Origin of the sequence: Sulfitobacter pacificus (genome assembly GCF_030159975.1) — a bacterium.
Lineage (GTDB): Bacteria > Pseudomonadota > Alphaproteobacteria > Rhodobacterales > Rhodobacteraceae > Sulfitobacter > Sulfitobacter pacificus.
The window spans coordinates 952,152-963,154 of the sequence record NZ_BSNL01000001.1 but is presented as its reverse complement, the minus strand read 5'-3'; the positions used below and the strand labels follow the sequence as shown (position 1 = coordinate 963,154).

The window sequence follows — 11,003 nt, the reverse complement described above, 5'->3', positions numbered from 1 at the left end:
CAAAGGAGCCTGCCATGATCCGCAACACAGTGATCGCCGCCCTGACCGGGGCTGCCCTAACCCTGCCCGCCCATGCCGCCGATCTGATCAACAAGGTCAGCCCGCATTCCGTGACGCTTACCATGGACCGCCTTGCCGCTGCTGTTGAAGGTGCCGGTGCCACGATCTTTGCCCGGGTGGATCATGCCGCTGGGGCGGCCAAGCTCGATATGGAGCTGCGCCCGACGGAATTATTGATCTTTGGCAATCCCAAACTCGGCACGCCCGCGATGCTGGACGGGCAGACCGCCGGGCTGGACCTGCCGCTGCGGGTGCTGGCATATGCGGATGGTGAAGGGGTGGTACATCTCACCTATCACAGCCCCGCCACCCTGGCAGAGGCCCACGGATTGCCCAAGGATGCCAAATACATCCAGATGATGACCGGAGCACTGGACAAGCTGACGTCAAAAGCAATCGCGCAAGACTAAGCTGACATCGCACGCAACAGGCAAGATGAGGCAGCACCCATGCCCTTCATCTTGCCCCTAAACTCAAAAACACCCGCGCCGACAAACGCACCAGCCGCGTTTGTCGGCGCGGGTTGCCTCGGCAGCTACGCCTGATCTTCGGATTGCTGACGGTGCCATAGCTGCGCATAACGCCCGTCTTGGGCCAGCAAATCATCATGGGTGCCCTGCTCGACGATCTCACCTTTTTCCAGCACAACAATCCGGTCCGCCTCGGCGATGGTGCTGAGACGATGCGCGATGGTCAGCACCGTGCGCCCCTGTCCGGCGCGGTTCAACGCGTCCTGAATTTCATGCTCCGTCTCGCTGTCCAACGCCGATGTCGCCTCGTCCAACAACAGAATCGGCGGGTCTTTCAGCAAGGTGCGCGCAATACCCACACGCTGCTTTTCGCCCCCCGAGAGTTTTAGCCCGCGTTCGCCTACAGTGGTGTCATAGCCATCTGGCAGACCCACAATGAAATCATGTATTTGCGCATCCCGTGCTGCCGCTTCGATCTGAGCCTGCGTTGCCCCCTCACGTCCATAGCCGATGTTGTAGCCGATGGTATCGTTGAACAGCACCGTATCCTGCGGCACCACACCAATCGCACGGTGCAGGCTCAGCTGTGTCACATCACGCAGATCCTGCCCGTCAATCTTTAACGCCCCGGATCCAACATCATAAAACCGGAACAGCAACCGCCCGATGGTCGATTTGCCTGAACCGGTAGATCCGACAATCGCGACGGTTTCACCCGGTTTCGCCTCAAGGGTGACACCCTTCAGAATGGCGCGGTCCGGGTCATATCCGAAATGTACATTCTCCAGCGTGACCTGACCGCCGGTCACCTGCAGCTCCGCCGCATCTTTCTTGTCGGAAATCTCGGCCGGTTGTTCCAGCAGGCCGAACATCTGGCCCATATCCACCAGCGCCTGACGGATCTCGCGATAGACGGTCCCCAGAAAATTCAACGGCACTGTGATCTGCACCATATAGGCGTTCACCATGACAAAATCCCCCACGCTCAACGTGCCGTTCTGCACACCAATCGCGGCCATCACCATCACTGCCACCAAACCCGCGGTGATGATCAGCGACTGACCGAAATTCAGGAACGCCAAGGACAGGCTGGTCTTGATTGCAGCCTCTTCATACCCGGCCATTGCGCGATCATAGCGCGCCGCCTCGCGCCCCTCCGCGCCGAAATATTTCACCGTTTCATAGTTCAGCAGGCTGTCGACGGCCTTTTGGTTGGCATCCGTATCCGCGGCGTTCATCTGGCGGCGTTGGCGCACGCGCCATTCGGTGATGGCAAAAGTGAACCAGACATATAGCGCGATGGTCACCGCCACGACCAGAAGGTAGGTCCAGTCAAACAGATAGGTCAGCACGGCCCCGATCATCAACAACTCAAGGATCAGCGGCCCGATGTTGAACAGCAAGAATCGCAGCAGGAATTCCACACCTTTCACACCGCGTTCGATGATCCGGCTTAACCCGCCAGTCTTGCGGGTGATGTGATAGCGCATTGAGAGACGGTGAATATGCTCAAAGGTTTCAAGCGCCAGCATCCGCAGGGCGCGTTGACCAACACGGGCAAACACCGCATCGCGCAATTGCTGGAACCCCACAGTCATCAGACGGGCCATCCCATAGGCCACCGTCAGACCAATCGCGCCAATCGCCACCATCGGCACACCTTCGCCCGCCAACGCATCCACCGCGTCACGGTAAAACAGCGGTGTAATCACCGATACCAATTTGGAGATGAACAGCGCTGCCATCGCCCATAACACCCGCCGTTTGACCCATGGCATATCTGCTGGCCACAGATAGGGGGCCACTTTGCGCAGCACCAGAAAGCCGGACTGGCGTTCTTCGGCATCAATGTCGGGGGGCTGTAGGGGTGGTTTAGATGTCGCTTGAGGTGCGGCTTGGCTTGTATCGCTGGGCATGCAGGTTCCTGTCTCTTTGAACGCTACATAGTCTTGCGCGGCAGCGGTTGCCAGTCGCCGTAGAGAATTCCGTCAGGTGCCACGCAAATGAGCCTCAGTCCGGCAGATCAAAAACCTGCCCCGGATAGATCAGATCAGGGTCGCGGATCGCCTTGCTGTTTGCCTCAAACACCCGCACGTAAAGCGCGCCATCGCCGTAGCGCGCACGTGCAATCGCCCAAAGCGTCGCGCCCTCTTGCACGGTGATTGCCGAAATCGGGCCGTCCTGTTGCGCCGCTGCGGCCACAAGCACGTCAGTGGATTCACGTTTGAACGGTGTTTCCACCCGGCTTGTCACCTTGCCCGTGTCAGATACCTCGTCCACCCGCAGGGTATAGACCCCTTCGTCCACATCCGGCAATTCACCACGCCAGCGCCCCTGCTCATCCACAGGCAGGTTAATCACCGAAGTATTGTCCAGATAGACCCGGACCGAAGCGGTATTGCTTTGTGCCCGCCCTGCCAGCTGAACCTCGCCCACATCGGAATAGCTGATGGTATCAAGGGCCACATTTGTCATCGCTTCCGGCGGAGCCGTGTTCAACAGCTCAACCCCTGTCGCCGTTGATTTCAGAACCGCCACCTTGGGTGGTGCTGGGGTGCCCTCTGTCACGCTGATATCGGGACTGGATGTCACCGGCGCGGGCGCTTGCGGTGTATCTGCCTGCTGCAAGTCAAGCGCGGCTGTCACCTTCGCCGGCGTTTCGGTTTCCGTAGAGGCAGCAATGGATGCCGGGTTTGTGGTGTCCGCTTCCGAAGCATTGGCGGAGGCTGGGGGTGTGGCCGCCTCACCCGATTGCACCTGCGGCTGTGGATCACTTGCACTTGCCGTCAGGGCCGTTCCTTCCTCATTGGCCGGTGACGTGTCACCCAACTGCGAGGGGCGCGCAGGATCAGGCGTTTGCGATAGCTGCGCCAGTGCAGGCGCGGCGCTATCTTGTTGAGCGGTATCGGCCACCTCTGTCTCGGGACCTGCGGTATCAACAGCGGCAGCGACAACAGGAGCTGCCGGTGCAAGGATGATCTCCCCTTGCGAAGGCTGTGCTACCCCTGCTCCCTGCGCCAGCAGGCTAAGCACATGGCCCTGCCCATCTGGCGCGATCATTGCGATGGTTGCGAATTTGCCCGTGCGATCGGCCTTGGCGCTGGCGATCACCTTGCCGTCCTGCAACACACTGACCTCTGCACCGGGGGCCGCGCGGCCTGCGATGACGGTTACACCATCCGCATCCCGGCGCACCTCATCAAAGGCGGGTGCCGCCTCGGCTGTCGCTTCCTGATCTGCGGCTCGCGCCGCCTGTGTTTCCGTCTGGGTCGTTTCAGGCTGTACCGCTGGAACCTCTGCTGGCTCTTCAGTCTTTTCGACTGCTGGATCGGCAGCAGGTTGTTCAGAAACAGCTTTCGACACCACCGAAGTGTCGCCAGCCGGATCTACCGCCTTGGGACTTTGCGGCGCTGCTGTCTCCACCGGGGTGACAAGCTGATTGCGCCCCGATTGGAGGTAAAAGCCAGCCGCAAGCAGAAGCACGCATAGGCCCGCAACAACCGGCCCTCCCGAACCACCACCAAATTTTGCAAAGAAATTGCGCATTCCACACCATCCCGAAAGGTTGAGCCTTATTAGCAAGCAGGCTAACAGGGGTCAAAACACGTCCCGCGCTGCAGTACAATTATTATCCAAAAGGCCCGCGTTATGTCTCAAAAATCTGTCTGTGTCTTTTGCGGCTCACGCCCCGGCAAAGATCCCGCTTTTACCCATGACGCCGAAACGCTTGGCCGCGGTATCGCGCAGGCCGGGATGCGGCTGGTCTATGGTGCGGGTGATGTCGGATTGATGGGCACGGTGGCACGCAGTGTGCAGGCGGCAGGCGGCACAACCTTTGGCGTAATCCCCCAGCACCTGGTGGCCCGGGAGATCGGCAAGACCGATCTGAACACCTATGTGGTGACCGAGACCATGCATGAACGTAAGAAAGTCATGTTCATGAACTGTGACGCAGTGGTGGTTTTACCCGGTGGTGCCGGGTCGCTGGACGAGTTGTTTGAGGTGCTGACCTGGCGTCAGTTGGGCCTGCATGAGAAGCCGATTTATATCGTGAATACAAATAGATATTGGTCTAAATTGATGTCTTTGATGAACCATATCGTCGACAGTGGATTTGCCGATGCCTCGGTTCTGGGATTTGTGACAATGGTGGATGATGCCGCCGGTGCCTTACATGCCTTGGAAGGTGTTTTCGGGACAGATAGCTAAACGGTATTTCCTGCGCGCTCTGCACCTGTATGCCTCACAGCCCGCCCCGGATTGCCAGCAGGACAACCGTCCCCTGAATAAGCGCACATCCCCTTCAAGCGGCCCAGATTCCACCTGATCATTACGCATGGAAACCCATGCAACAGGGCGACTCCCCTGCGTCAAAGGCCCCTGTTTCAAATCCATACTTCACCTAATTGGGACATGGGGCGCTGTGGCAAATACACCACAGCGCCCCACCCAAGCTTGCGCATGGAAGCGAACCCGCGTGCCTAGGCGGCCTGCAGTTCCTTCACCACGATCTTTTCAATGTCATCAAGCGCATGATTGGTCAGTGTTTTGTCAATCTCACCGATCACCTTATCCGTCACTTCCTGATGCAGTTGCTGGCGCAATTCTCCTAAAGTGCCGGGTGGTGCGACCAGAACGATCTGCTCAAATGCACCGGCATGTGCTTTCTTGTAGAGGATATCGGCCAGTTCCCCAGCAAATCGATCCTTTGCCAGCTGGTGCCAATCCGTGTCATCTACCGCAGAGCGGTGAACAGAGGGGCCATCGTTGAACCGACCACGCCGGTTTGCCGCCTGTTCACGGTTGGGTGGGTTTTCCTGCTCTTCCTCGCGGAACACTTCCAGGAACGGATCTTCACTGTCGGTCTGATTTTGCAAAAACAGGGCTTTTTCGCCATCGGCGATCAGTACCCATGTGCCGTTCTTCAACTTTGTCATGCGGGTTCTCCGTTATTTGGTTTCGTTTCACCTGCGACCAACTGTATGGGTTCCTTTGTTCCATCCGGGGCCACCCCACGGCGATGGGATGAACGCCCTGCCCCGTTTGAATACCCCCTTCAGCCGGCAACTCGGGTTTGTTGCCCTTGACGGCTGTCACGTCCGCCGCCCGGTCTCTGGTGTCGTCAGTAAGAAAACCCCGACAAGGCATGGTGGTTCCAAAGAAAAACCCCGCAGCGGCAAAGCTGCGGGGCATTTCATTTTCGAAGGGTCGTTTGTCCGCGGCGCAGCCTTTACAGGCGCGAGGCGACGTTTTCCCAGTTCACCAGATTGTCGAGGAAGTTCGACAGGTAGTCAGGACGCGCATTGCGGAAATCGATGTAATAGGAATGCTCCCAGACATCACACCCCAAAAGCGCCGTCTGGCCAAAGCACAGCGGGTTCACGCCGTTTTCGGTCTTGGTCACCTTCAGACCGCCATCGCTGTCCTTGACCAGCCATGCCCAACCGGAACCAAACTGACCAGCACCCGCTGCTTTGAACTCGTCTTTCATCTTGTCGACGGAACCAAAGCTTTCCACGATGGCCTTTTCCAGCTCGCCCGGCATGGCATTGTCGCCCGGGCCCATCATTTCCCAGAACTGGTTGTGATTCCACAACTGGCTGATGTTGTTGAAGATACCATTCTGCGCCACGGCTGAGGCATCATAGGTGCCTTTGATGATCTCTTCGAGGGATTTACCAGCCCATTCAGTGCCTTCAATCGCCTTGTTACCGTTGGTGACATAGGCATTGTGGTGCTTGTCGTGGTGAAACTCCAGCGTTTCGGCGCTCATGCCTTTGGCAGCAAGGGCGTCGTGGGCATAGGGAAGATCGGGAAGTTCAAAAGCCATTTCTGGGCCTCCTTGAAGTTTAAATCCTTGCCTTCAAATGAAGGGCGCAAGGGGGGTTCGTCAAGGTCAGCCCGCAGGAAACCTGCCAATAATAGTGGTTTCACCCTATTGTGTGCGCCTGACACAGGTGCCAGCCCCACGCAGGCCGGCATCGAAGGTACGCGGTCCGGCAGTCAACTCCACCTGACCAGTGCGTTTGGTGATCGAGGCGCGATAGTCGAAATTTGCAAAACTACGACCTGAATCCGCCCGCACATTTTGCAAGGACCATTTCACAATCAGCCGTTTGTCATTGTCGCGCAGCACGTTTGCCCGCACCGGCGCGGTTGCAAATGTCAGCGTCAGCGCATCCACCACAGTTACCACACCATCCGGGGTCACGATGATCGCAATCTTAGGCGAGACCCAGCCGCGGCCACGTTCGATATCCTGCATGTCGCAGTCATAGAGATAGCCGGACGCAGACCAGGCAAGGGCCGGCCATGCAAGCAAAAACCCCAGGCCGGTCAGAAATTTCATCAACAAAACAAATGCCTCGTTACTTTATCTGCTGACAGGTGCCACTGCCGCGGATCACATTGTCATATCCATGCAACCGCCCCTTGATTGCAAAGCTCTGCGCGGCGGTGTCCAGCAGTAAACTATGGCTCAGAACGCTGCGGCCTTCGTTTTGGGTTTCTACATTTCGCAGCTTCCAGCTTAGGGTGAAAACCGTCTCGCTGTTCTGTTCCATCGTCACCGGGATAGGTCCATTGTGCGACTGTTTGATGAAGGTATCGTAAGCGGAGGCCTTCCCTGTTGCCTTATCGATCTGAACAAAAACCTTATCCGCGACCCAACCACCCGAGCCTTGTTTTACCGCAGTGCATTCATAGGTTTGCGCCAGCACTTGCAGGGGAAGGACGGCAAACGCCATCCCGATCCAAAAACGTTTCATAAAAATTGCTCCACATAATAATGCGGGCAAGCCTAGCAGGCTTCGGCCTTCCGGCAAATCACAATGGGGTGCGGCGCAGGCCCGCGTAAGATGGGCCTGCCACCCCTGCGATCAGAATACACCCACAGCGGAGCCATCCTGTGCCGCCATGTTCAATACGTCATAGACATATTGCGCGACGGAGCGGAAGCAAATGATCTGTACTGTTTCACCGTCTGGCATCCAAAAGGCAGCGGGCACTTGCGCGATCCGTGTGCGGCGAAACATGGTGCCGTTGAACTGTTCGGGGTGCATATCGACCGGCGACAGTTTCGCCATCACCTCGCGCACATGCGGTCCGGTAACCTGAAATACCGCGCGGGCGTCAGAGACATTGACCGCCAAAGCGTGATGTTTGACCAGTTTGCCCCGCAGATCCGCCAGAATGTCATGCGCCCTGTCATACTCACAGAGGATCAACAGCTCGTCCGGTGACATCCATGCCATCCCGCCACTCCCTTCGGTGGCGCAATGTCCCTGTTCGGGCAGGGTCACACCGCCTGCGGCAACGGCCGCCTTGACGATGGGCTTCGCCGAAAGGTCGCCGCGCAGGGTGATCATACCGCGTGGTCCCAGTTCCGTGATTGTGGCGATGCCGGATGTGTCACTGGCCCCGTTCAGGGCGGTCATTGGCTCAGACATTCTGCTTCTCCCCATCCACATCATAGAACACCGGGTTCACGATCCTGGCCTTATAGTCCTTGCCATCGGTGCCGGGGAAGGTCAGCACCTCGCCCATGCGGTCCGGCCCATTAAGCACCAGCCCCATCGCAATGCCCTTGCCCAGCGTTGGCGAATGATAGGTCGAAGTGACCCGCCCCTCAGTGTTGCGCTGGCCATTGGTGTTGGTGCCTTCTGCCACGGCATAGGCCCCGTCCGGCAGGGTTGAGCCATCGACGGTTTCCAGCCCTACCAGCTTCCAGCGGTTCGGGTCGGTCATATGGCTGCGCTCTTGCGCACGTTTGCCCAGATAATCCTCTTTCTTCTTCGAGATCGCCCAGCCCAACCCCAGATCCTGCGGGATCACGGTGCCGTCGGTTTCGTCCCCGATCATGATAAAGCCCTTTTCGGCCCGCAAGATATGTAGACATTCAGTGCCGTAGGGCATCGCGCCAAGATCTGCGCCGACAGCCATCAGCGCATCCCAGAACGCCCGCCCGTGACTGGCATCAACCGCAATCTCGTAGCTGAGTTCACCCGAAAAGGAGATCCGGTAGACCCGCACGTTAAAGCCGCCAAGGGTGCCATCGACCCATTCCATAAAGCCAAGCGCCTCTTTGGAGACATCCATGCCGCCCAGTTTTTCCAGCGCCTTGCGTGCATTCGGACCAACAACGGCAACCTGTGCGTATTGCTCGGTGACATTGGCGACATAGACCTGCCAGTCCCACCATTCGGTCTGCAACCATTCTTCCATATGGGCGTGAATGGTTTCGGCACCGCCGGTGGTGGTGTGACACAGCCATGTGTCCTCATCAATCCGCGCCACAACGCCGTCGTCGATCAGGAAACCGTTTTCGTTGCACATCAAACCATAGCGGCATTTGCCAGGTTTCAGCGTCGACATCATGTTGGTGTACATCATATCGAGGAATTTGCCCGCATCCGGCCCTTTGACAATCAGCTTGCCCAGGGTCGAAGCATCCAGCAGCCCCAGCTTCTCGCGGGTGTTCTTTACCTCGCGCATCACCGCATCATGGGTGGTTTCCGCACCGCGTTTGAACGCATAGGGCCTGCGCCATTGGCCAACCGGTTCGTATTCCGCACCATTGGCATCATGCCAGTCTTGCAAAGGGGTGCGGCGGATCGGCTGAAACACGTGGTCCTTGGCTTCACCTGCAATCGAAGCCAGCGAAATCGGGTGATATGGCGGACGGAAGGTGGTGGTGCCGACCGATGGAATATCTTTGTCCATTGCGCCCGCAAGAACTGCCAGCCCGTTGATATTGCTGAGCTTACCCTGATCTGTGGCCATGCCAAGTGTGGTATAGCGCTTGGCGTGTTCAACGCTGACAAAACCTTCCTGTGCGGCCAGCCGAACATCGGAAACCTTGACGTCATTCTGATAATCCAGCCAGGCTTTTTCGCGCAGCTTGGCGCTTGCCCCCTGCGGCATCATCCATACCGGTGCCATTGGTGATTCCTCGCGCCGTTCGGCCACGGGAGACGCCACGTCTTTCGGAAGTTTCATGTCCAGACAGGTCACCACACCTTCAGCCGCCGCAAAAGCGTCATGCAACACATCATCCAGCGCAAACATGCCCGAGGCCGCCCCGGCGGGAGTCACAAACCCCATGCCATCCACACCTTTTGGCGGGTTGTCCACATCTGGCGAGAAACAGGCATGTGTCGTGTCCCAGCGTAGTTTGCCACCGCAATGGGACCACAGATGCACCACCGGTGACCAGCCGCCAGACATGGCAACCGCGTCACAGGCGATCTCTTCCAGAACAGCGCCCTCACCAGCTTGCGAACAAATGCTCACCCCGGTCACGCGCTTGCCGCCTTTGACCGAAGAAATCGCATGGCCCATCATGACACGAATGCCCAGGGCCTTGGCCTGTTCCACCAGACCGCGATCTTCCGGCAGGACCCGGGCATCCAGAATAACCGGCACGTCAAGGCCTGCATGTTTCAGCGCAATTGCGGTCAGATAGGCGTTGTCGTTGTTGGTGACCACCACGGTGCGATCCCCGACAGAAACCCCGTAGTTCACCACATAATCGCGCACCGCAGAGGCCAGCATGACCCCTGGAATGTCATTGCCCGCAAAGCTCAGCGGACGTTCGATCGCCCCCGTTGCGGTGATGATCTGCGCGGCACGTACCCGCCACAGCCGGTGACGCGGCCCTGCCGCTCCCGGTGTGTGATCGCTCAGCCGTTCATAGCCAAGGGCATAGCCATGATCATAGACCCCTGCCCCCATGGTGCGCAGACGCAGGGTCACATTGTCCATGGCGCGCAAGGCGGCAAGGGTTTCCTCGATGAATTGGTCCACCGAGCCGCCGTTGATGATCCCCCCATCCACGGGTGCGCGCCCGCCCCAATGGTCACTTTGTTCAAACAGGATCACACGCGCACCGGCACGCCCGGCGGTCAGGGCCGCCTGCAATCCGGCCACACCACCACCGACAATCAACACATCGCAGAAGGCATAGAAATGTTCGTAGGTGTCTTCGTCGCGGGCCTTGGGCGCTTTGCCAAGACCGGCGGAATGACGGATCACCGGTTCATAGACATGTTTCCAGAAGGCACGCGGGTACATGAACATCTTGTAATAGAAACCTGCCGGTAGAAAGCGGCTAAGGTGTTTGTTGATCGCGCCCACGTCGAACTCAAGGCTGGGCCAGTGATTCTGGCTGGCCGCAGAAAGCCCTTCGAAAAGCTCTGTGGTGGTGACCCGCTGGTTGGGTTCGAACCGGCCCTCATCGCCGAGGTTTACCAGCGCGTTGGGCTCTTCGGGGCCGGAAGCCACGATGCCACGCGGGCGGTGGTATTTGAACGAACGCCCCACCAGCATCTGATCATTGGCCAAAAGTGCAGAGGCCAGCGTGTCACCGGCATAGCCGCGCATGTTGTTGCCGTTGAAGGTGAAATTCAGCGGTTTGCTTTGATCGGTAAGACGACCGGGTGTGGCAAGACGGGTGCTCATGTAGGTTGCCCTTTG

At 58.2% G+C, this 11,003-nt stretch carries 10 protein-coding genes; 2 read left to right on the top strand and 8 right to left on the bottom strand.

Annotated elements, in window-relative coordinates; all coding sequences use genetic code 11:
* Window positions 1-14 precede the first annotated feature (14 nt).
* The gene (locus QQL78_RS04890; protein ID WP_284371103.1) at window positions 15-470 is read left to right on the top strand and encodes a DUF302 domain-containing protein; all 456 of its coding nucleotides are present in this window, start codon (window positions 15-17) and stop codon (window positions 468-470) included.
* Window positions 471-595: 125 nt separating this feature from the next.
* Here the strand turns inward: QQL78_RS04890 and QQL78_RS04885 are convergent, their stop codons facing one another.
* A complete protein-coding gene (locus QQL78_RS04885) occupies window positions 596-2,446 on the bottom strand; it encodes an ABCB family ABC transporter ATP-binding protein/permease (protein ID WP_284371101.1) in 1,851 nt (616 codons plus the stop codon).
* Window positions 2,447-2,540: 94 nt separating this feature from the next.
* Complete coding sequence (locus QQL78_RS04880) at window positions 2,541-4,076, bottom strand: LysM peptidoglycan-binding domain-containing protein (RefSeq protein ID WP_284371099.1); 1,536 nt, start codon at window positions 4,074-4,076, stop codon at window positions 2,541-2,543.
* Between the two features lie 102 nt (window positions 4,077-4,178).
* Between QQL78_RS04880 and QQL78_RS04875 the strand changes: the two genes are divergently transcribed.
* Window positions 4,179-4,739, top strand: a complete 561-nt coding sequence (locus tag QQL78_RS04875; protein ID WP_284371097.1) for an LOG family protein — start codon at window positions 4,179-4,181, stop codon at window positions 4,737-4,739.
* 272 nt (window positions 4,740-5,011) lie between these two features.
* On the opposite strand, the gene QQL78_RS04870 is transcribed toward QQL78_RS04875, so the two are convergent.
* The 6 genes from QQL78_RS04870 to QQL78_RS04845 all read right to left on the bottom strand — a co-directional run bounded on the left by QQL78_RS04870 (window position 5,012) and on the right by QQL78_RS04845 (window position 10,988).
* Window positions 5,012-5,467, bottom strand: a complete 456-nt coding sequence (locus QQL78_RS04870) for a host attachment family protein (RefSeq protein WP_284371095.1) — start codon at window positions 5,465-5,467, stop codon at window positions 5,012-5,014.
* A 293-nt stretch (window positions 5,468-5,760) separates the two neighbouring features.
* Window positions 5,761-6,360: a superoxide dismutase gene (locus tag QQL78_RS04865; RefSeq protein ID WP_284371094.1), complete on the bottom strand. Its 600-nt coding sequence runs from the start codon at window positions 6,358-6,360 to the stop codon at window positions 5,761-5,763.
* Window positions 6,361-6,465: 105 nt separating this feature from the next.
* Window positions 6,466-6,879 carry a hypothetical protein gene (locus QQL78_RS04860; protein ID WP_284371092.1) on the bottom strand — a complete coding sequence of 138 codons (414 nt, stop codon included), beginning with the start codon at window positions 6,877-6,879 and terminating at the stop codon, window positions 6,466-6,468.
* Between the two features lie 19 nt (window positions 6,880-6,898).
* Window positions 6,899-7,297: a hypothetical protein gene (locus QQL78_RS04855; RefSeq protein WP_284371090.1), complete on the bottom strand. Its 399-nt coding sequence runs from the start codon at window positions 7,295-7,297 to the stop codon at window positions 6,899-6,901.
* A gap of 111 nt (window positions 7,298-7,408) precedes the next feature.
* Window positions 7,409-7,978 carry a sarcosine oxidase subunit gamma gene (locus QQL78_RS04850; RefSeq protein WP_284371088.1) on the bottom strand — a complete coding sequence of 190 codons (570 nt, stop codon included), beginning with the start codon at window positions 7,976-7,978 and terminating at the stop codon, window positions 7,409-7,411.
* Window positions 7,971-10,988, bottom strand: a complete 3,018-nt coding sequence (locus tag QQL78_RS04845) for a sarcosine oxidase subunit alpha family protein (protein ID WP_284371086.1) — start codon at window positions 10,986-10,988, stop codon at window positions 7,971-7,973. Before QQL78_RS04845 ends, QQL78_RS04850 begins: the two co-directional genes overlap by 8 nt.
* Window positions 10,989-11,003 lie beyond the last annotated feature (15 nt).

Excerpts from the sequence above, each read along its gene's own strand:
- QQL78_RS04850 (WP_284371088.1), bottom strand. The coding sequence starts at position 7,978 with ATGTCTGAGCCAATGACCGCCCTGAACGGGGCCAGTGACACATCCGGC.
- QQL78_RS04880 (WP_284371099.1), bottom strand. The coding sequence starts at position 4,076 with ATGCGCAATTTCTTTGCAAAATTTGGTGGTGGTTCGGGAGGGCCGGTT.
- QQL78_RS04865 (WP_284371094.1), bottom strand. The coding sequence starts at position 6,360 with ATGGCTTTTGAACTTCCCGATCTTCCCTATGCCCACGACGCCCTTGCT.
- QQL78_RS04860 (WP_284371092.1), bottom strand. The coding sequence starts at position 6,879 with ATGAAATTTCTGACCGGCCTGGGGTTTTTGCTTGCATGGCCGGCCCTT.
- QQL78_RS04855 (WP_284371090.1), bottom strand. The coding sequence starts at position 7,297 with ATGAAACGTTTTTGGATCGGGATGGCGTTTGCCGTCCTTCCCCTGCAA.
- QQL78_RS04875 (WP_284371097.1), top strand. The coding sequence starts at position 4,179 with ATGTCTCAAAAATCTGTCTGTGTCTTTTGCGGCTCACGCCCCGGCAAA.
- QQL78_RS04890 (WP_284371103.1), top strand. The coding sequence starts at position 15 with ATGATCCGCAACACAGTGATCGCCGCCCTGACCGGGGCTGCCCTAACC.
- QQL78_RS04845 (WP_284371086.1), bottom strand. The coding sequence starts at position 10,988 with ATGAGCACCCGTCTTGCCACACCCGGTCGTCTTACCGATCAAAGCAAA.
- QQL78_RS04870 (WP_284371095.1), bottom strand. The coding sequence starts at position 5,467 with ATGACAAAGTTGAAGAACGGCACATGGGTACTGATCGCCGATGGCGAA.
- QQL78_RS04885 (WP_284371101.1), bottom strand. The coding sequence starts at position 2,446 with ATGCCCAGCGATACAAGCCAAGCCGCACCTCAAGCGACATCTAAACCA.